Raw genomic sequence first — 21195 nt, 5'->3', positions numbered from 1 at the left:
GATTGATATACATCTTCTGGTGATAGGGTCCAAATTGGTTGATGCGGTATCGCCATACATCCCCACCTTAGAAATAGTTACTGAAGTCAGTCTTGGCATATTTTCCGACTGATTTGCGTAAACTTAATTTTTCTTACAATATCCCTCCGATTGAACTGCCACTGTGCAGATGATTTCTCTGCTGTTAATACTGATAATATTGCCTCAATAAGCTTAACAATATCGTCACTACACTATACTTGAAATTTGTAGAGTAAATGCACTGATATAGCTGGGATATTTAGTTGCGATTCCAAAATCGTCGTTGAGACTTTTCCTCACTATGTAACTCATCTAATATCTCTTTAATTTCAAGCCAGCCATCTGAAAATTTATAAAAATCTTTTTCTAGTGGACGGACAGGCAAAATCTCATACGATTGAGAATCATCTGCTTTAGAAATCATCTTCATAATTGCAAATAAAATTTCTGCTCCCAACTTTTTAGCTATCTCTTCAGCTTGAAAAATTACTGTATCATCTGAGATAAAGCTTCCGTGCAAAAGGTCATTTCTAACTTGGATAAACAGAGGACTACCTTCAGTTTCCATGTATTTTTTCCAGTCAATACTTAAGTCATTCACGAAGAATCGGATGACCCTTGAAAGGTATGGTGTTCTGCGATTCTTTCGATCCTTAATATTTTCTTTCTTAATCTTGTCAAGATCTTTATCAAAATTTTGATGTGAAGATAGAAGCTGATTTTTTTGTAACCATCCATCTATTAGCTTTGAAAGTCCGTCCATTTCCCAAAACCAGTAGGAATAAAAGTATTCGATTGCAGAACATGCTGCCATAAGTTTTAATTCGACAGTAGATTCGTAAACAGTTATTTTTAAATGTCCTATTCCCCTGCTAAGTTGCTTACTTAAAGGACAACATTCTAGGAATGAAGTGACATTACCTAGAAAATGAATACCTTGAGTAGGCCAAGATTTGCTAATTTTTGGTATTCTGCGTCTCTCCCAAATAGGAATTATCTGACCGGAAATATATTTATTTTGATACCAGATTGAATAATCATAATAGATTGGTAAGATTTCACGCTCGCAGACAATACTGAGAAAAGCACAAACATCATTAAGAACATTTTCTAAATGCCTAGCTAAAGAAACTTCAATTGCTTGGGCTTCACGGATTATCAGATTATTTATACGATGATTTTTTAAGGGGATTCTAATATCTATAAAACTAAGGTGGTATAGAGTATCTATATTTTTTGTGTAGAACACATTGTGGTCTTTATGAGTAACATACTTCTTCCCGCACTTGACTTCATAACCTGAGTTTAAGGCACAATAAAAACTTCGCTTCTCTGCTATGGTATCGGCATCTATGTTTCGTGGTCTGGGCGTATTTTCAAACTCTGTAATAAAAGAATGGTCTCTTGATGAAAATTCATCATTTAAGTAAACTCTCAATTGAAAAAAGTAGTCAGACTTTTCTTCAAAATGACAATTTTGAGGTAGTCCCGAATAAGTTATAAACTTGACTACATTAAAATTTGTTACCCCATCAGCTTCATTAATATTAAACAGGGGCATAGAATAACCAATTAGTAATATTCTGCCTTTAATAACAAGAATTTGCTGTCCCTCATCGTGCATTTGCCTAGCTATTTGCAAACGCTCATCGTCAGTAATACTTTTCCAAATCAGCTTGACATCTATCTCAACTTCTTCTATGAATATAAGACGCAAGCTAATCGTTATCAATTGAACAGTATTTTTTACTAACAGTTTGGCATCACCTTGATATGTCCAATTTCCCGGAAAACCACCTATCCATCCTGGATCAGTTATAGAGTTATTTTAACTTTTGTTAAGCATTAATAATACCACATATTTGCTTTTTTGTCAAAAAAAATCCGAAAAATTTATGATTTTCTAGTATCTATGATTTGCGGTATAGTGTCTTTTATCGTTCTAAATTACCTCATTTGTCTCCATTCCATGACTAAAGGTACTGGGTATTATCAACTGTCCGGGTCGTCTCTCTTTAATCAAGTCCGACAAACACTTCGTCTTAAACACATGAGCCGAAGCTTAGTTAATATGTTCTGGTAAGTATGAAGTTCAATACCGTAAAAGAAGTTACATCCTGGAAAAACTTCATACTAAATGATGATATCTACGACCTATCACATCTTAATGCTCAGTGGGTTGAGTATCTAGACCAAACAGACGAACAAAAGCCGATCGCATACAAGTTTATAGTAACTTATGGCTTACATTGCTTCACTAAAGATTCAGACGATATTTCTAGCGAAGAATCACAGTTATTGATGTACAGTGCGCCGAAAGAGTCTAGACAATTTAATTTTGAGAGATATCAACTCTCAAAGCACTTACCGAGTATTATTAAGTCATTGGGCGAGAAAGAAACGTTAGTTTGTCACGCTGGATATGGAAAATTTGCCACCGTTAAAATTTTGGATTCAAATGGTAGAGAGGTTGATTATTACGTTGCTTTTGCAGTATTCAAAGAAGTTAAAAAGCTGAGATTACACGTACAAAGTGCTTACCCTAAATACGAAGGCATAGGTAAAGTGAAAAAAGTCGGCTTCTTCGTTATAGCCAAAAACTTATTGAATAATAAGAAATTACCGAAGCCATAAAATAACAAAGGCTCCTTAAGGAGCCTTCGCCAAAAAATCAGTTTTGGTATTCAGAACGTCTTTACCGGAATTTCCTCGACCCTAGTGGGTAACGGGATGTCATCCTTAGAGGATGTCTGCTGCATCCATATCTAATATAGTCTACTACTTTGATATATGTCAAGTAGCCTTATCCTACGGGATCAGGATACCAGCAATTGCCTGGTTGAGTACCACATAACCTTCTGGGTTCATATGCAGACAATCTCGACTGTATTTCGGGTCAACCATCCCCTGGGAATTCGCCAATACCTGACTGCCATCAAAAACAATTACCCGATCGCCTCCTCAATTCCTCTAAACTCTCCCCCACAAAGCCAAGCCGCCCCCCCTTCCCCTAGCCGCAATTATCCCATCTTCTACCAGAAAATATGCAAAAAATGCCTGCTTCCCCACACTCAAACTAAAAAATTCCGCCTCCCGCGCTTCTCCACCGCGAATAAATCCTTGATACACAGTTTTACCCAACAATTTCACCGTAATTCTGGTAAAATCAAAAGCTAAAATATTTTTATTAACCAAAAACTTAGTCGGCCCGGAAAGAGTCAGTACGATCGCCCCAACTTGCACCGAATTCTCCACCCTGCCGATTTCGGTATTCTCTTCTCCTTCAGCAACAGGTTCGGCCGAATAAGCAATTTGAATTTTCGCAATCCACTCAGGAATATAACGTCCCGCACCCAAGACAATCCCCGCTTTTTGTCGAGTCTTTTTGGTGCCGGTGATAAAGCAGAGTTGCCAGTTGCCGATTAATTGCTCGAAAGAATAGCGAATTTTATTTTTTTTCGCGTTTTTCTCAGCTTCTATGAGAGCGGCGACTACAGCGTCTGGAGATGGTTTAGAATTAGATTTGGCAGCTTGTTCTAGAATAGATATATTTTCCATTTAATAATATACAGAGTTGTATTTTAAGGGTGGTAGCTGAGTCGAAATCTCCCTAAATCCCCCAAAAAATCGGGGATTAGGGGTTGACTTTTACAGATTCTTCGCCCTGATTAAGGGGGGCTTTGACAGCTTCTTATCCCACCCCCTACTCCCCTTGTGTTTTGGAGGGCTAGGGACGATCGCATCTGTTAAATGCGTAAGTCGTAAAGCTGCAAGACATTGATAATATTAGCTGAAGTAGCGGAGAAAAACATGGTTGCGATCCCCCCCACAGACACAGAAATCATCGTCATCGGCAGCGGCATTGGCGGGTTAAGTTGCGGTGCACTGCTGGCCCGCTATGGCTTTGACGTGATTGTCTGCGAAAGCCATTCGATCGCGGGCGGCGCCGCACACGGTTTTGAACGCGGCGGATTTAGCTTCGACTCCGGGCCCTCCCTGTACTCAGGATTATCCTACAGCCCGTCTGCGAATCCGCTGCGGCAAGTTTTGGATGCGATCGGCGAAAAACTCCCCTGCATCACCTACGATACCTGGGGTTGCTGTTTGCCAGAAGGCGATTTCGACACATCCGTTGGTGCGAGTCAATTTGGCGAAGTGCTCGCACAACTGCGCGGCGCGGCAGCAGTCGCCGAATGGCGGCAACTCCAGCGCATCATGCAGCCCTACGCCAAAGCTGCCATAGCCTTGCCCTCCCTGGCTTTGCGCTTCGATTTGGGCAGTGTTTTTACCCTCGGCCAATTTGCGCCGGCTTTCCTGCAAAGTGCTGGCGACGCGATCGCACTTGCAGGCCCTTTCAGCAAAATTATGGACAAAAATGTCAAAGATCCCTTTGTCAGAAATTGGCTGAACTTGTTGTGTTTCCTGCTGTCTGGACTTCCCGCCGACGGAACGATCGCAGCCGAAGTCGCATTCATGTTCGCCGACTGGTATCGCCCCAATGCAGTTTTGGACTATCCGATCGGCGGTAGTGCAGCGTTGGTAAATGCCCTGGTACGCGGTTTAGAGCGCCACGGAGGGCGGTTGTTGCTAAATTCCCACGTTGCAGAAGTTTTGGTGGAAAACAACCGGGCTGCGGGCGTGCGGCTGCGTTCGGGCAAAATTATTCGATCGCACAAAGCCGTCGTCTCCAACGCTTCCGTTTGGGATACCCTGAAACTCTTGCCTGAAACCTCTGTCCCGCAAAGGTTTCGGCAACAGCGGCAGGCGACGCCCGAGTGCGACAGCTTCATGCACCTGCATCTGGGAATTGATGCTGCCGGAGTGCGATCGGACTTGGCTTGTCACTACATTTTCGTCAAAGACTGGGAAATGGGCGTTTCAGCCCCTCAGAACGTCGTTCTCGTCTCGATTCCCTCCCTCCTCGACCCCCACCTCGCGCCTCCGGGAAAGCACGTCATTCACGCATATACCCCCGGAAACGAGCCTTACGATTTGTGGCAAAAGCTCGATCGCACCAGCGAAGAGTACAATCTGCAAAAACAAGCGCGCGCCGAGGTAATGTGGGAAGCCTTAGAGAGAATTATTCCCGATATTCGATCGCGCTGCGAAGTCACCTTAGTTGGGACACCCCTCACCCACGAACGGTTTTTGCGCCGCCATCGCGGTTCCTACGGGCCCGGAATTCGGGCTGGTAGCGGCTTGTTTCCCGGGCAGAGAACGCCTTTAGCGGGGCTGTTTTGCTGCGGAGATTCGACATTTCCGGGAATTGGTTTGCCGGCTGTTGCTGCTAGCGGGGCGATCGCCGCCAATACGATCGCACCTTTGTACAAACATTTGCAATTGATTCGGGAAGTTATTAGTTAGTTGTTATTAGATATCTGCCATAATTCTTGTGGAACAGTTACCCTGCCTGTTCAAAACCTGCTTTTTAGGAGATGTCTATTAGTTATTAGTTATTTGTTAACGAAATTATTGAAGAGCTTTCCTAGGGAAGGACGGAAAGCAAGAGTAAACAATAATTTTATATAATTAGTAAAATGTGACCGATATCTGTCAGCATAGAAATAGATAGTTCGATCGCCCTGAGAATACCGTGCAACCCGTAGACTTTACAACTTTAACCGCCACTTGCAGCGAACTGCGAGCCCAATGGCTGCCAGCGCGCTTAGAACAAGTCTACCAGCGCGATCGCTTCACAGTGTCCCTGGCGCTGCGTACCATGAAAGGGCGCGGCTGGATTGACCTTTCCTGGCATCCTGTGGCCGCCCGCATCTGCGTCGGCGACCCCCCGCCCCGCATTCCCGACACCTTCACCTTCAGCGAACAACTGCGGCATCAACTCAGCGGTTTAGCCTTAGTTTCCATCGCCCCCGTTTCATCCTGGGAAAGAGTCATCGACTTGCAATTCGCCAAACGCCCCGGAGAACCCGCCCTCTGGCATCTCTACGCCGAAATCATGGGCAAGTACAGCAACGTCATCCTCACCGCCCGAGACAACCTCGTTGTCACCTGCGCCCACCAAGTCAGCGCCAAACAGTCCACCGTCCGTCCAATCCAAACCGGGCAACCCTACGAAATGCCCCCGTCTTTGACCGATGCAGTGCCGAGTTTGAGCGAATCACAAAACCGCTGGCAATCGCGAATTAGCCTGGTTCCCGGTCAATTAAAGGGCAATGTGTTGAAGAATTACCGAGGGATGAGTAAAGCCTTAGTTTTGTCAATGATTCGATCGGCTTCTTTAGACCCCGAACAATCCACCGACAGCCTCAATCCCGACGACTGGCAGCAACTATTCCAGCGCTGGCTATACTGGCTGCAATGTCTAGAAAACTCGAAATTTCACCCGAGTTTTACCCCCGAAGGCTACACCGTCATCGATTGGCCCGCACCAAATGCAAAAGAGGCAGAAACTGCAAACGAATCTAACTCCTCTGTTCGTTCTTCCTTCTCTTCCGTTCAAGAATTACTTAACAGCTACTACACAGGCGAAATCAATCAAGAAGTATTCGCCCAACTGCGGCATCAGCTTACCCAAAAACTCAACAACGTCTTAGCCAAACTGCGCCTCAAAGCCAACACATTTAAAGAACGCTTGCAGCAATCAGCAGACGCCGACACCCACAAATCCCAAGCCGACTTGCTGATGGCAAATTTGCAGCATTGGGAACCAGGAATGAAATCAATTTCTCTCCCTGACTTTGAAACCGAGAAACCAGTTATCATTTCCCTAAACCCGGAAAAAAACGCCGTTCAAAACGCTCAAGCCCTCTACAAAAAACACCAAAAACTTAAAAGAGCACGCATTGCAGTAGAACCTTTGTTAGCCGCGGTACAGGAAGAAATCGACTATTTAGAACAAGTTGAAGTCGCACTTTCGGTATTGGAAACCTACCGCAACACCCAAGATTTGCAAACCCTCGCCGAAATCCGCGAAGAACTGATCCAGCAAAAATATCTAGACGTACCAGATTATCGCAGTACCGACAAAAATGCTGCGATCGAATTTCATCGCTACCAAACTCCCAGCGGCTTTGAATTATTAATCGGGCGCAACAATCGCCAAAACGACCAACTCACTTTTCGCACCGCCAACGACTACGACTTGTGGTTCCACACCCTAGAGATTCCCGGAAGTCACGCTTTGCTGCGTCTCAAACCCGGTACTGTGGCTGAAGAAACCGATTTGCAATTTGCCGCCGACATGACTGCTTACTACAGCCGCGCCCGCCACAGCGAACAAGTCCCCGTGGTTTATACAGAACCGAAATATGTATACAAGCCGAAAGGCGCGAAACCGGGTATGGTTGTATACAAGCAGGAGCGAATTGTCTGGGGCAGACCGCAGCAAGCTCCTGCTTGATTTATATAAAGTGAGTAAAAGGGTCTATCGGCCCTCGAAACCTCGTTTTTTCGCAAAATAAAAGGTTTGGTAGGCATCAACCTACGTATAGACTGGGTTTTTGAAACAGGTTGTATTATACAAAGTGCAAAAAAGTGCGATCGTCCTAAAAATTAAAAACCGCCTGTAATGTAAAGTTTTATTACATAAAATTAAATTTTGTTGTTATAGTACCACTTAAGAGAGATGATATTTCTTTTAGAACCCTTTGCAAAGAAACGTGCAACTTGGGTTTCCTCACTGTGAGAACAACACTGTGGGAACACAACGGATTTAACTATTTGTGCAGACCAGCTTTTGCTAAAGCTGGTCGTTTTTGTTGAAACCTTAAACCCAAGTTAGGACAATTTTAGATTGGCGATTTTAGATTACAACCGCCAATCTAAAATCTAAAATCGGTGTGGGCTTCTCCTAGAAAGTAAACGTCGTTCTGACCACCCCAATCACCAAATCAGAATTATTCTTATTGTGGTCAGGAGCAGTTAGCCAAATCAGGCCGGGAGTGATAGAAATATTGTCGCTCAACTTAAACTGATAAAAACCTTCAACGTGCAGCGAAGTATCCTTATCTTCCGGCAAAGTCCGATTAGTAGAACTCGTCACCCGCGGCTCCATACCTACCAAAATGCCTGCCACATTTCCTTCTTTCAACAAATCGGGAAAAGCCAAAGTAACTGCCCAGTTCCAGATTTTTTGATCCCCCCTCTGCACAGAACCGGTAGGAGTAGCCAAGTTGGATAAAATGCGCTGGTTGGTGTAACCCGCCCAACCGCCAATTGCCAATCTGCGGTTCAACCGCCACGAAGCTTGTGCGCCGTAGGAATTGCTAGTAACTGGCAGAGTGCTGTCGCTGTCGAGGCCGAAGGAACCGAGACGCACCGGAAAATTAGAAGCATTGCTCCCGGTACCAGTAACGAAGTTGTAGGAATTAACGTAAGTTAAACCTAAAGCCATGTTGTCGTTCGGTTTGAAAGTCAACTGAGCCAAACCGCCGTAAGAACCGTTGAACAAACCGTTACCCTGTGTCGGGTTCGCAGCGTTGCCGGCCAAATATCCCAAACTCAGCTCGAGTTTTTCCCCAAACTGATGCCGCAGAGCGATGCCAGAACCGCCAGTCAAATAGTAAATCGGGTTGCGAGTACCGAAATTAGAAAGAGCACCGCTGCCACCGTCTCCGTCAAAGTAAGGGTTGACAGTGTTAGCAAAATCATCAGCCGCCCCGGCGTTGGCTTCGAGAATTACAGTCGTGTTTTTCCCTAGAGGGAATTGGTAAAGCAGCGCATCTAAACCTACAGTATTGCTAGCCTCGGCAAAAGGCCCGGCGTTAAACCGCAATTCTCCTTCAGCGGTTTTCGTATTATTCGTAGAAAACGAACCCAGATTCAAAACTTGCAGTCGAGTTCTCAGCAAATCTTCTCCAGAAAAACTCGTGTCGAAATTTATCCGAACCCTGCTGCCAAAAGCCGTGGTTTTATCAGCTTCGCGGCCCTCGGCATCCTCTCCCCCGGCGATACCCGCCAAACCAAATATTACTTCGCCGTTGAGTTTAGTCGTAGTTGAAAACTGATTTGCTTCTAATTCCGAGGCGCGCGCTTCCAAAGCATCGACGCGGCCGCGCAAAGTTGCCAACTCCGCCGCAAATTCTTCTTGCAACCTTTGCACAGAAGCCAAATCTTCTCGCGTCGCCAGACTTCTGGAACCGCCTTGAATCAGCTCGGTAACTTTATCCAAACACGCATTTAAACCTGCTGCAAACTCGTAGCGAGTCATCGCCCTATTGCCGCGAAAAGTGCCGTCAGGATAGCCAGCTATGCACCCGTAGCGCTCTACTAGGGATTGCAAAGCTTGGAATGCCCAATCGGTGGGCCGAACGTCGGAAAGTTGAGAAACTGAGGTTACTTGGCCAGCCCCATCTTCGCTGCGACTGTCTTCTGCGCTGTATTGATTGATTTGTTCTAAAACATTTGACTGTGCTTGAGGTTGGGCGCTTGAATCTTTGGATTGCGAAATTTGCTCGGGTTGCGCGGCCGGTTTTTCTGCGTTTAAATTAGCCAGTGATGCGGCGGGTTGCGTTTCGCTTAAGTTTGCGGGCGCTACTGCGGGGATTTGCTGCGCGACTGGTTGTTCGGCACTTAAATTTGCGGGCGCTACTGCGGGTTTGGTTTCGCTTAAATCTGCTGCAATTGCGTTTTCCGTTGCTTTTGCTTGTTCGGCAACTGGGGCGATGGGATCGTTAGCGTTAGCGAAGCGATCCGAAGGAAAGCCCTCGTAGAGGTTCGCACTTTCTTTCTCAATAGTTTCAACAGTCAAGTTGCTAGCTAGTGACGCTGGTTCGGCTGTCTCAGGCTTTGCTGTCTCAGACTTGGCTGCCTCGGTTGCAGCACCTGCTAATTGCAATTTATCCGTTTGAGCTGCCGTGGCAATTTCTACAGGTTGCTCTGCTAGCGCCGTCGAAGATACTACTAAACCTGCTGCCAATACAGCGGGACTAACTAAAAGTCCCTTCCACAAAAATTTGGACATTTTTCCTCACACCACATTGAGCCGATCGCCCGTTCCGAAGATTTAGGCGCTCGCAAATCACCCTTAGTATTCCGCCTAATAGTATTTCTTGTCAACAATCGGGGAAATCCGTGCCGGAGAGTGCAGTTTTGCTGTGGTTGATTTGACAAAAACTCCGTTTATTCCCAAAATCCTTGGTTTGACCTAGATACCTACCTAGAAACCTGGTTGATAGCTGGATATTGCGTAAGTTGATCCCTTAGTAAGACTAATATTGACAGCACTGGCGCTAACAAATCGTTCGATCGGCTACAAATACAAGTGAAAAAACTCAAATACGCCCTAGTTCACGAATGGTTGACGCCCTTAGCTACTGGCGGTTCAGAACTCGTAGTACAGGAAATCCTCAAACACGTAGACGAGGCAGATGTCTATGCCCTCATCGACTTTGAATCAACCAATCCCGAAAGCTATCTTTTCGGGCGACAGATTGGCACAACATTTTTGCAGCACTTTCCCAAGGCCCGCAGCGGCGTCCAAAAATATCTGCCATTTCTGCCGATCGCGATCGAACAACTAGATCTGCGAGAATACGACATCATCCTCTCATCATCCCACGCTGTGGCCAAAGGCATCCTCACCAGTCCCCAGCAACTGCACGTCTGCTACTGCCACACTCCCATGCGCTACGCTTGGGACTTAACTTTTGACTATTTGCGTAGCAGCAAAGCCGGACGGGGCATCCCGGGGCTGCTGACGCGATATTTGTTGCATCGACTGCGGCAGTGGGACGTAATTTCCGCCAATCGTGTTGATTATTTCATCGCTAACTCTCAACACACTGCGCGCCGAATTTGGCGCTGCTATCGGCGGCGGGCCCAGGTGATTTATCCGCCGGTAAATATCGAGCGATTTTCCTTGATGCGGCAAAAACAGGACTTTTACGTCACAGTTTGTCGGTTGGTAAGTTACAAAAACGTAAGTGCGATCGTCCAAGCATTCAATCAACTCGGGCATACTCTAATTGTCATCGGCACCGGGCCAGAATTAGAAATGATTCGGCAAATCGCCAAACCCAACGTGCAAGTGCTCGGCTGGCAGCCCGCCTCCATAGTTGAAAAGTATATGGCAGAGGCGAAAGCGTTTGTATATGCAGCTTGCGAAGATTTTGGCATAGCTTTGGTAGAGGCTCAAGCTTGCGGAACACCAGTAATTTCCTATGCAGCAGGGGGCGCTTTGGAGACAGTGCTCGACATTCGCCAACACCCAGAGACAGGGACTGGTTTATTTTTTTCCTCCCAAACAGCAGCAGCATTAGTCGAAGCTGTCAAGGAATTTGAGCAGTTGCAAGGCACATTTCGGCCAGAAATCTGCAGGTTGCGCGCTGAACAGTTTGCCCCGGAAGTTTTTGGGCAGCGCTATCTAGCTTTTGTGGAACGCTGCTATCAGGAATTTCACTCCCGTGATTTTACCGAGTCTGGGGCTTGAGAGTGCCAGAACCCGATAGCGGGACAATCTTCCTTCTGCCTTTGTATAAGTGCCTTCAGAAGACCTCTGCATAAGTGCCTTGTGCCTTTTTCCTTATGCCGCCAGAAGCCCTCTTCCTTCTTCCTTCTGCCTTTTGAAGCCTTCAGAAGGCAGAAAATTGAGTATTGGAAACATAATTGAGAGAACAAAGCGTCTTGAGGCTTTATGATCAGGACTGTGTGTGGTGTGAAGTGAAGGAGTAAGATGACTGCCGACAGCCAACTAATCTCCGGTAAGGTAATTCGAGCGATCGCAAGACGCGGTTTTGGGTCTGTCCTGCAAGGAGATAGACGCATAAGTCGTTCTCTACAGAGCCTCGACGGAGAACTTTTCAAGCGGTTATTTGACATCCTGTTTTCCTTATCGGTTCTGATCCTGTTTGCTCCGGTTTACCTGCTTTTGGCTTTCTTAATCGCCTTAAGCTCGCCCGGTCCTATTTTTTACGTACAGGAACGAGTAGGCAAAAACCGTAAAAGGTTTTATTGCCTTAAATTCAGAACGATGGTGGAAAATGCGGACGATATATTGCTGGAAATCATGGAAAATTCTCCGCATTTGCGTCAAGAGTTTGAGGACAATTTCAAGCTGAAACAAGACCCTCGAATTACCTGGATTGGAAGATTTTTACGAATGACCAGTTTAGACGAGTTTCCCCAGTTTTGGAATGTTTTAAAAGGAGATATGAGCGTCGTCGGACCGAGACCTTTAGTTGAAGAAGAACTGCCGAGATACGGTAGTCACATCAACAAAATTCTCACCATAAGGCCTGGAATTACAGGCTTGTGGCAAGTGTCCGGTCGCAACGACATTCCCTATCCCCGCCGAGTCCAAATCGACCTCTATTACGCAAATGACAAAAACCTTTGGATGGATATGTGGATTGTTTTCAAAACAATTGGAGTTGTGATTTTTCCCAAAAATAACGGCGCATATTAATTTTTGTCCGCAGTCAGCAATCGGTAGTTAGTTTTATTTGTTACTGACCACTGATGCTGACTACTGACAATCCGCGACAAACTCTTTGTCAAAACTAAAAATTTCCTGGGTGCCGATCAAAGAATTGTGAGCTTAACTAAAGGGGCAAATACTTAAATAAACCTAACTCTTATTCATCTAGAAAGATCGGTTCTTCTAGATAGACTACTTTAGGTTTAGGTGTTAAACTTAACTCTATAACCTTTGGCTTAAGGGGGATAGCCTACTTATCTTGGGATAGCCCACTACCCAACAGCGTAGGAAGTAAACTTCAACTGGCTTTAGGTAACTAAAGTTAAGTTTGAGTAAGTTTTATAAAGCAGTTAACGTAGAGTTTGAGAATACGGCCGGCAGGGAGCAACAGCCTCTGCCAAAAAATTATTGTGAATTAACACAGCCTGTCACAGGAAAATCAGATGACGCAACGCAAGCGAGCGCTAATAACAGGTATTACAGGTCAAGACGGCTCCTACTTGAGCGAATTACTGTTAGAGAAAGGATATGAAGTTCACGGCATTATCCGGCGCAGTTCTAGTTTCAATACCGATCGAATTGACCACATCTATGTCGATCCTCACAGCGAGGGTGCACGCCTGTTTCTACACTACGGCGACTTGACGGACGGCACCACTCTCCGCCGGATATTGGAAGAAGTTCAGCCGGTAGAAATTTATAACTTAGGCGCTCAATCTCACGTTCGAGTCAGTTTTGACTCGCCGGAATATACGGTTGACACAGTAGGGATGGGAGTATTGCGGCTGCTAGAAGCAATTCGGGACTATCAGCACCGCACCGGCATAGAAGTGCGGTTCTATCAAGCAGGTTCTTCGGAAATGTTTGGTTTGGTACAGGAAGTTCCGCAGAAGGAAACAACTCCTTTTTATCCCAGAAGTCCTTACGCCTGCGCCAAAGTTTACGGGCACTGGCAAACAGTAAATTATCGCGAATCTTACGGACTTTTTGCCTGCAACGGCATCTTGTTCAATCACGAATCTCCCCGCCGTGGCGAAACTTTTGTAACTCGCAAAATTACTCGCGCCGTTGCCAGAATAGTCGCCGGCAAGCAGAAAAAGATTTATTTGGGCAATCTCGATTCCAAGAGGGACTGGGGCTATGCTAAAGACTACGTGCGGGCGATGTGGCTGATGCTGCAACAAGACAAGCCTGACGATTATGTCATTGCTACCAACGAAACCCATTCCATTAAAGAATTTCTCGATTTGGCTTTTACTTACGTCAATTTAGATTGGCAAAAATATGTGGAGTTTGACGAACGCTACTTGCGGCCGGCAGAAGTCGAACTGTTGATTGGCGATTCGACTAAGGCGCGCCAGCAATTAAATTGGGAACCTTCTGTAACTTTTCAGGAGTTAGTACATTTAATGGTAGATGCTGATATAAAAGCTTTAGACCAGCAAGGTCGAGGTTCGGGCAACGGATTTGATTAAGTCGCTAAACCAAGCCGTCAGTACGAACAATTTGTAGGGGTAGGGCCCCGTGTCTACCCCTTTGGCGAAAGCCGTACACCGGACGATCGCCCCTGCACACACTTCACAAATGATGAGAGGGTTGTTACAGCTATTAGCGTAGCGCGATCGGCATTCAAAGAACCAGCTTAATTGCTCGCAAAATTTTAGGCTGTGCGGGCTAAAAAAAACATTAAAATGATAGTTGGGGAGTTGCGACCCCTATATCTAACTTTCGGGTGTGCACCGCGCAAATTGTCCCTATCTGCTGCAGCTAAAACAAATGTGTGGGCAACCTCATCCTGCACCTCAAAGCTTTTTTTGCTAAAGCAACAATTTTAGAATTGAAATTGTCGATCGACCTTTATTCAAAATCCCGAGGCTAAAATTATGACAAGCTTGGATTTAAGCAGCAAACGCATTCTAGTCACGGGCGGCGCCGGTTTCTTGGGCCGTCAGGTAATCGACCAGCTAGTGAAAGCAGGGGCCGATGCTGATAAAATTTCGGTAACTCGATCGATCGACTGCGACCTCCGCGTCATGGAAAACTGCAAGCGCGCCGCCGAAAAACAAGATATTATCATTCACCTCGCCGCCCACGTCGGCGGCATCGGCTTAAACCTAGTCAAACCCGCTGAATTATTTTACGATAATTTGATGATGGGCGCGCAACTAATCCACGCCGCCTACGAAGCAGGAGTCGAAAAATTTGTCTGCGTAGGCACTATTTGCGCTTATCCTAACTTCACCCCAGTTCCTTTCAAAGAAGATGACCTGTGGAACGGCTATCCAGAGGTAACTAACGCACCTTACGGAGTAGCGAAAAAAGCCTTATTAGTGCAACTGCAATCCTACCGCCAGCAGTACGGATTCAACGGTATCTACTTGCTACCAGTAAATCTGTACGGCCCGGAAGATAACTTTGACCCGAAAAGTTCCCACGTCATCCCCGCATTAATTCGCAAAGTCCACGAAGCGCAAGAAAGGGGAGACAAAACACTGCCAGTTTGGGGCGACGGCAGCCCTAGCCGCGAGTTTTTGTATTCCACAGATGCCGCGCGGGGAATTGTGATGGCAACGCAAGATTACAGTGAATCTGATCCGGTTAATTTGGGAACGAATAGTGAAGTTAAAATTCGCGATTTAGTGGAAACGATTTGCGAATTGATGGGATTTGAGGGAGAAATTGTTTGGGAAACAGACAAACCGAACGGTCAGCCGCGCCGCTGTTTGGATACCCAAAGGGCTAAGGAAAAGTTTGGTTTTGTTGCGGAGGTGCAGTTTAAGGAAGGATTGAAAAATACGATTGATTGGTATCGAAAACACGCAGTTTAAGTGTGACAAACCCGGTTTCATTAAGAAACCGGGTTTTTTTAGGAAATAGGGTGAATAGCAGTAAATCACCAGAAAGAACTTTTTAGTAAAGCTGGCTCTTCCTTACTTAGTGTGCCCAACGATTAGTTTAAGTAGTTAAAACCCAAGCTATGTATGAATCGAAGGAAAAAATTGCTCCTAATTAACTGAAGTAAGATCGGAAACCCTTGCTGTGTAAAAATTTAGGCTATTAATTTCAGATAAATGAACACACGAAGTACGGAAGATCCGGCATATTTAGCCTTCCATACCGTAAATCTGCAACGGCGAATAAGAATGGAGTGGCCGATTTTACAACCAACCTGTAGATAAGGCCAACAATATAGTCAACCTACTCCCACGATAGCAGTAAATAGCCATTGCTTTCGATCTATAAAAAAGCCGATCGCAATTTCTGCCAATGTATATTATGGGCGATAGACTACCTCTAAAGGAATATTGTAAAAAACCTTTTTGACAATTTATTAAAATTTATTATACTACTTGTCAGGTGCGGAGCGTAAATATTCTCTCACTCCCTATACAAAATCAAGCCTGACCGAAAACAATTTGGTCACTAGCCCCGCGATTCATTCCTTTGCAGGCTGAGTGACAGTGTAAACTTTCCAAGTCTTTAATCTAAAATCTAAAATCTAAAATCAAATGACAGCCGACAAACCCGGATTCAGCATTAGCGCGACCGCGATTCGCCGCCACATCGGCACTCTCATGCTGACACTTGCGATTATAGTCGTGGGCATTTTCTACATCACCCAACTGCCCGTTGACTTGCTGCCATCCATCACGTATCCTCGCATCAGCGTGCGCTTAGACGCCCCCGGAGTCTCCCCAGAAGTTGCAGTTGACGAAATTACCCGCCCACTGGAACAAGGACTTTCAGCGACAGAAGGAGTCACGCAAGTTTTTTCCCGCACCCGCGAAGGACAAGTCAGCGTCGATTTATTCTTCAGACCGGGCGGCGATATTGACCAGGCTCTTAATGACGCTACAGCCTCCGTCAACCGAATTCGCAACCGACTTCCGGATACAGTTGAATCGCCCAGTCTGTTTAAATTTGACCCTTCTCAACAGCCGGTTTACGAATTCGCCCTGACTTCAGACTCGCGACAAGGGGTAGATTTGCGGGTATTTGCAGATGAAGAATTAGCCAGGGAAATTAACGTTATTCCCGGAGTAGCTTCCGTTGACGTTTCCGGCGGCGTTCAAGAAGAAATTCAAGTTAATATTGACCTGAACCGACTGCAAAGTTTAGGAGTTAATCTTAATGACGTTTTTAATGCTTTGCGCGAGCGCAATTTAGACACTTCCGGCGGTCGGTTGCGGCAAGAATCTAACGAACCGCTGACGCGAACCATCGGCCGCTTTAGAACAGCCTCTGAAATTGCCAATCTTTCCTTTCAAGTATCCGGTTCTAACCCGCCAAAACGAGTTTACCTGCGCGATTTTGCCCAAGTCAATGACGGCACGGAAGAACAGCGAGTCAAAGTTTTTCTCAATCAAAAACCTGCCGTTAAAATTAGCATCTTGAAACAGCCGGACGCCAACACGATTACTGTCGTAGACGGAGTGAAAAATCGCATCAAAGAAATGCAGGAGTCAGGCTTGATTTCGGCGGATATGACTGTAGTTACTACCTTAGACGAATCGAGATTTATCCGCAATTCCTTAGCCGATGTGGCAAATTCGGGAGTTTCAGGTGCAGTGCTGGCTGCGATCGCAGTTTTGTTCTTTTTAGGTTCCCTCAGACAAACGCTGATTATTTCTCTGACAATTCCCCTATGTACTCTAGCAGCCATTATTTTAATGCGGCTGTTCGGTATGTCGCTGAATTTATTTAGTTTAGGCGGTTTAGCGCTAGGAATCGGTCAGGCGATCGACACCAGCGTAGTTATTTTAGAAAATATTGTAGTCGGTCTAGACAGCAACCCTCATCTAAAAAAAGGCAGAATTAAAGATCGAAAAGAACGCACAATAGAAGAGTCTGTGTTGCGGAGTGAAGAAGTAGAATCAGCAATGGTTGCCTCCACAGCGGCCAACTTAGTATCAGTGCTGCCATTTTTGCTGATCGGCGGCTTCTTTTCGCTGCTATTTAACGAATTAATTTTGACAATTAGCTTTGCAGTAGCAGCATCTCTGCTAGTAGCTTTAACGGTAGTGCCGATGCTGACTTCTCGCTTGATGGGAATGTCTTATTCCAGTGGTATCAGTCAGTTTGGGCCGATAAAACATTTCAACCGCGGTTTTGAGAACGGTACGCGGGCTTACGGTTCGATGCTCTCAAAAGTCCTGGGTTTGCGGTTAATTATAATCGTAGTAGCTTTTGTCATTTTAGGCGGTGGCACATGGGTGATGCTAGGACAAATTCCCCAAGAAATTTTGCCGAGAGTTAATACAAGTCAAGCCAGATTATTTGCTTCATTTCCTCCGGGGACTAACTTGGAAACCAATCAAAAAGTGATTGCTGCTGTCGATAAGATTCTGCTTGAACAGCCAGAAACAGAGTACACTTTAACGACAGCGGGAGGGCTGCTGTTCGGTAACAATACGTCTGAAAATTTGCTTCGAGGAAGCAGCACAATTACGCTCAAATCAGGTACCAATACCACCGATTTTACAGAAAGAATGACTGAGGAATTAAAAAAAATTGACCTTCCTAAAGGAACTCGTCTGCGGCTAGTTCCAGAATCGATTAGGGGTTTAGTTTTAACTAATTCTCCCGTGCGGGGTGGCGAAATTGATGTCGTGGTTCAGGGGGACACTGAAGAATCATTGCAGGAAGCAGGCCGTCAGATATTAAAAGCATTAGATGAGAAGGTAAAATTAGCCCGGTTTCGGCCGGAGGCAGACCCGCCGCAGTCAGAGGTACAAATTCGTCCAGACTGGGAAAGGGCTGCTGTGTACGGGCTGACAGCCCAAGATATTGGGGAGACAATTCAGACAGCAATTGAAGGTGCTGTTCCCACTCAGTTGCAGCGGGGAAACAGATTAATAGATGTGCGGGTGCAGTTCGATCGCACTTCTGTCAAATCTATTGCCCAACTCGGACAAATTCCATTATCGGGCGGCAATAACAGTATCATCCGTTTAAGTGACGTGGCCAATATTACGATCGGCAAAGCGCCGGCAGAAATTCAGCGTCTCAATCAGCGGCAAGTTTTCTTAGTTGTCGGAAACTTGAATAAGGGTGCAAGTCTCGGCGATGCTGTCCAGCAAGTCGATGCAGTTTTATCAGAACTGAACTTGCCGCGAGGAGTAAGAATTGTGCCGAGTTCGGCTGCTGAAACTAATCAGCAATTGCAAACTTCTCTCAAGCTGTTGGGGGGATTGGCGACTTTTCTAGTGTTTGTAGCGATGGCGGTGCAGTACAATTCTTTAGTTGACCCGCTGGTGATTTTGCTGACAGTGCCTCTGGCGTTGGCGGCGGGAGTATTCGGGCTTTATGTGACCAAAACTGCGATCGGGGCGACGGTGATGATCGGGGCAATTTTGCTCGTGGGAATTATCGTGAATAACGGTATTATTATGGTGGAGTTGGCGAACCAAATTCGGGAAGAGGAAGGAGTCGATCGCACGACAGCAATTCTGAGGGCGGCACCTCAGCGCTTACGGCCGATTTTGATGACAACTATTACTACAGTTTTGGGTTTGTTTCCCCTAGCTTTGGGCATTGGAGAAGGTTCGGAATTCTTGCAACCACTGGGTGTGGTGGTGTTTTCTGGTTTGTCGCTGGCGACGCTGCTGACGCTGTTTATTATTCCGTGTTTTTACATTTTGCTGCACGACTTCTTCGGGATGTTTGCAGCGAAGAAGAAGCCGCAGGCGGTGGCTATTCCCGTGCAGAAGGCGGCGAGAAAGACTCCGAATTTGTAAAATGTAGTGTCAGCTTTTTATGCACTTCGACGCAATCCGGCAGGGGTTTACACCCCTGTCTCAAAGCGAAAGTCGGTTTTAACCGACTGTAGATTTTGACGAAAGTGCGATCGATTTTAGTCCTCTTTCAGAGGACTTTTGCTATGAGACAGGGAATTCATTCCCTGTCGGACTGTCGGATTTATCAACAATACCGCTACTGCATTTGATGTGAAGTTGACGCCGCAAGAATTAGTGGGTAAGGTGCGTCAGTAAACAATTTTATGACTCCCCAAAGAAATTCCCGACTGACACACCCTACAAGAATTAGTGTTTTTGACATCCGAAAGTTTTCGTGTTACAATAATACTACACGAGAACTGGCAAAACCAAATTAAACAAAAATGCCCTACGAAAAATTAGACATATCAGCCCCAAAACCAGTATTATCTTGGGCAAATCACGCCCTGGGCGAAAAAGAAACCAAGATGACCGCCAACGTAGCATCTTTGCCCTTTGTATTCAAACACGTCGCACTAATGCCCGATGTACATTTAGGAAAAGGTGCTTTAGTCGGTTCAGTAATTGCCACAAAAGAAGCGATTATTCCGGCTGCTGTGGGCGTTGATATTGGTTGCGGGATGGCTGCGATTAAAATGCCATTCAAGGCTGAAAATTTAGAAGGTAAACTCAAACAAATTCGCCTCGATATCGAAGCAGCAATCCCTGTGGGATTTGCGGAAAACAAGGAAGTAGAAAAAACTGTCACAAACTGGCAAGGATGGGGCGAGTTTAAGGAACTTCATCAAGGCGTGCAGCACCAAAACAATAAAGCCTTAAAACAAATGGGTTCCCTTGGCGGTGGCAATCATTTTATTGAGGTTTGCGTTGATAGTGAAAACTTTGTTTGGCTGATGCTGCACTCTGGTTCTCGCGGCATTGGAAACTTGCTAGCACAGCAGCACATCGAGACTGCTAAAGATTTAGCTAAACTGGCAGAAATTAATCTGGCTGACAAAGATTTGGCTTATTTTGTAGCGGGTACGCGGGAGTTTGCCGCTTACTGGCACGATTTGCAGTGGGCGCAAGATTATGCTCGTTTTAATCGCGATGTGATGATGAATCGGTTTAAGCGAATTGTGGAAAAGCACGTCGCGGGAGGCAAATCTGTTAAGCCTTTATTAGAGGTGAATTGCCACCACAATTACGCGGAAAAAGAGGTGCATTTTGGGGAAGAGGTGTATGTTACTCGCAAAGGTGCTGTGCGCGCGGATGTAGAGGATTATGGAATTATTCCAGGTTCGATGGGGGCGAAGTCTTTCATTGTTAAAGGGAAGGGAAATGCTGAGAGTTACTGTAGTTGCAGTCACGGCGCGGGGCGCTTGATGTCTCGCAATCAAGCGAAAAATGTATTTACTCTCGATGATTTTGTGCTGCAGACTGAGGGGGTTGAGTGCCGGAAAGATGAGCAATTTTTAGATGAAATTCCGGGGGCTTATAAGCCGATTGATGAGGTGATGAGTCAGCAGTCGGATTTGGTGGAAGTTGTGGCGACTCTGAAGCAGATGGTTTGTGTCAAGGGGTGACAGAAACTGGTTTATTTGTAATTCACTTACCTAGAAAGTGCTTTATGGGAAGAGGGGGGAAATCAAGCCGCTGTTGATTTCCCCCCTCTTGACAAACGCTTTGTTTTCTAAAGCTTTTCTCTAACACACCATCTGTCTAGACTCAATTTCTAGCAAGCGCAGCAGTCTTTCATCGCCATTGGCTTTGGCTGCTTGCTTTCTACGATCGAGAATATTGCAAATATTCGCTTGGTGGACTTGCGCCACTTCCACAACTGTTGGGTAAGATTCAACCGCCCCTGGGGTGCGAACTGCTGCGCTATCCCGATCGCCAGCTTGAGAATCTCGCTTTGTAGTATGGTTTGTACCGCCGTATTTATTTGGGGCGGGAATGTGTCTCGGATAGCGATAGTTCCAGTTTTGGCCCCGATATTTGCCCGCGACTTCGCCTTCGATCATATCGACAGTCGGAATGTCGTACTCATAGTGTGCGCCGCGATAAGTGAGTTTCATATTT

13 protein-coding genes are annotated in these 21195 nt (G+C 45.8%); 9 read left to right on the top strand and 4 right to left on the bottom strand.

Annotated elements, in window-relative coordinates; genetic code table 11:
• Positions 1-280 precede the first annotated feature (280 nt).
• A complete protein-coding gene (locus QUA45_RS14580; protein ID WP_333221246.1) occupies positions 281-1753 on the bottom strand; it encodes a hypothetical protein in 1473 nt (490 codons plus the stop codon).
• 353 nt (positions 1754-2106) lie between these two features.
• Between QUA45_RS14580 and QUA45_RS14575 the strand changes: the two genes are divergently transcribed.
• Positions 2107-2655, top strand: a complete 549-nt coding sequence (locus QUA45_RS14575) for a hypothetical protein (RefSeq protein ID WP_333221245.1) — start codon at positions 2107-2109, stop codon at positions 2653-2655.
• A 336-nt stretch (positions 2656-2991) separates the two neighbouring features.
• Here the strand turns inward: QUA45_RS14575 and QUA45_RS14570 are convergent, their stop codons facing one another.
• Positions 2992-3579 (bottom strand): hypothetical protein, encoded by a 588-nt coding sequence (locus tag QUA45_RS14570; RefSeq protein WP_333221243.1) that lies wholly within the window; start codon positions 3577-3579, stop codon positions 2992-2994.
• A gap of 252 nt (positions 3580-3831) precedes the next feature.
• On the opposite strand from QUA45_RS14570, the gene QUA45_RS14565 reads away from it, so the two are divergent.
• Positions 3832-5385: an NAD(P)/FAD-dependent oxidoreductase gene (locus tag QUA45_RS14565; RefSeq protein ID WP_333221241.1), complete on the top strand. Its 1554-nt coding sequence runs from the start codon at positions 3832-3834 to the stop codon at positions 5383-5385.
• 229 nt (positions 5386-5614) lie between these two features.
• The gene (locus tag QUA45_RS14560) at positions 5615-7381 is read left to right on the top strand and encodes an NFACT RNA binding domain-containing protein (RefSeq protein ID WP_333221239.1); all 1767 of its coding nucleotides are present in this window, start codon (positions 5615-5617) and stop codon (positions 7379-7381) included.
• A 450-nt stretch (positions 7382-7831) separates the two neighbouring features.
• Here the strand turns inward: QUA45_RS14560 and QUA45_RS14555 are convergent, their stop codons facing one another.
• Positions 7832-9943 (bottom strand): iron uptake porin, encoded by a 2112-nt coding sequence (locus QUA45_RS14555; protein WP_333096182.1) that lies wholly within the window; start codon positions 9941-9943, stop codon positions 7832-7834.
• Positions 9944-10243: 300 nt separating this feature from the next.
• Here QUA45_RS14555 and QUA45_RS14550 point away from each other — a divergent pair, with 300 nt between their 5' ends.
• The 6 genes from QUA45_RS14550 (at position 10244) to QUA45_RS14525 (ending at position 20699) form a co-directional block, all read left to right on the top strand.
• Entirely contained in the window at positions 10244-11410 is a 1167-nt protein-coding gene (locus QUA45_RS14550; RefSeq protein ID WP_333096181.1) for a glycosyltransferase, read from the top strand.
• A 243-nt stretch (positions 11411-11653) separates the two neighbouring features.
• Positions 11654-12385, top strand: coding sequence for a sugar transferase (locus tag QUA45_RS14545; protein ID WP_333076234.1), 732 nt, complete (start codon positions 11654-11656; stop codon positions 12383-12385).
• Positions 12386-12840: 455 nt separating this feature from the next.
• Positions 12841-13872 carry a GDP-mannose 4,6-dehydratase gene (gene gmd / locus QUA45_RS14540; RefSeq protein ID WP_333096180.1) on the top strand — a complete coding sequence of 344 codons (1032 nt, stop codon included), beginning with the start codon at positions 12841-12843 and terminating at the stop codon, positions 13870-13872.
• 408 nt (positions 13873-14280) lie between these two features.
• Positions 14281-15225, top strand: a complete 945-nt coding sequence (locus tag QUA45_RS14535) for a GDP-L-fucose synthase (RefSeq protein ID WP_333096179.1) — start codon at positions 14281-14283, stop codon at positions 15223-15225.
• 681 nt (positions 15226-15906) lie between these two features.
• Positions 15907-19134, top strand: a complete 3228-nt coding sequence (locus QUA45_RS14530) for an efflux RND transporter permease subunit (protein ID WP_333096178.1) — start codon at positions 15907-15909, stop codon at positions 19132-19134.
• 383 nt (positions 19135-19517) lie between these two features.
• Positions 19518-20699 (top strand): RtcB family protein, encoded by a 1182-nt coding sequence (locus QUA45_RS14525; protein WP_333096177.1) that lies wholly within the window; start codon positions 19518-19520, stop codon positions 20697-20699.
• Between the two features lie 120 nt (positions 20700-20819).
• Here QUA45_RS14525 and QUA45_RS14520 read toward each other — a convergent pair whose 3' ends face one another.
• Positions 20820-21191, bottom strand: coding sequence for a DUF4278 domain-containing protein (locus QUA45_RS14520; protein ID WP_333096176.1), 372 nt, complete (start codon positions 21189-21191; stop codon positions 20820-20822).
• Between the last annotated feature and the right edge of the window lie 4 nt (positions 21192-21195).

Source organism: Microcoleus sp. Pol12A5, assembly GCF_036701435.1.
In the GTDB taxonomy this organism is placed as follows: Bacteria; Cyanobacteriota; Cyanobacteriia; order Cyanobacteriales; family Microcoleaceae; genus Microcoleus.
Note: the sequence above shows the minus strand (reverse complement) of the source record. Positions and strands in the feature narration are given on the sequence as shown.

Coding starts and splice junctions, on each gene's coding strand:
- QUA45_RS14575 (WP_333221245.1), top strand. CDS start 2,107: ATGAAGTTCAATACCGTAAAAGAAGTTACATCCTGGAAAAACTTCATA.
- QUA45_RS14570 (WP_333221243.1), bottom strand. CDS start 3,579: ATGGAAAATATATCTATTCTAGAACAAGCTGCCAAATCTAATTCTAAA.
- QUA45_RS14565 (WP_333221241.1), top strand. CDS start 3,832: ATGGTTGCGATCCCCCCCACAGACACAGAAATCATCGTCATCGGCAGC.
- QUA45_RS14555 (WP_333096182.1), bottom strand. CDS start 9,943: ATGTCCAAATTTTTGTGGAAGGGACTTTTAGTTAGTCCCGCTGTATTG.
- QUA45_RS14545 (WP_333076234.1), top strand. CDS start 11,654: ATGACTGCCGACAGCCAACTAATCTCCGGTAAGGTAATTCGAGCGATC.
- gmd (WP_333096180.1), top strand. CDS start 12,841: ATGACGCAACGCAAGCGAGCGCTAATAACAGGTATTACAGGTCAAGAC.
- QUA45_RS14535 (WP_333096179.1), top strand. CDS start 14,281: ATGACAAGCTTGGATTTAAGCAGCAAACGCATTCTAGTCACGGGCGGC.
- QUA45_RS14530 (WP_333096178.1), top strand. CDS start 15,907: ATGACAGCCGACAAACCCGGATTCAGCATTAGCGCGACCGCGATTCGC.
- QUA45_RS14525 (WP_333096177.1), top strand. CDS start 19,518: ATGCCCTACGAAAAATTAGACATATCAGCCCCAAAACCAGTATTATCT.
- QUA45_RS14520 (WP_333096176.1), bottom strand. CDS start 21,191: ATGAAACTCACTTATCGCGGCGCACACTATGAGTACGACATTCCGACT.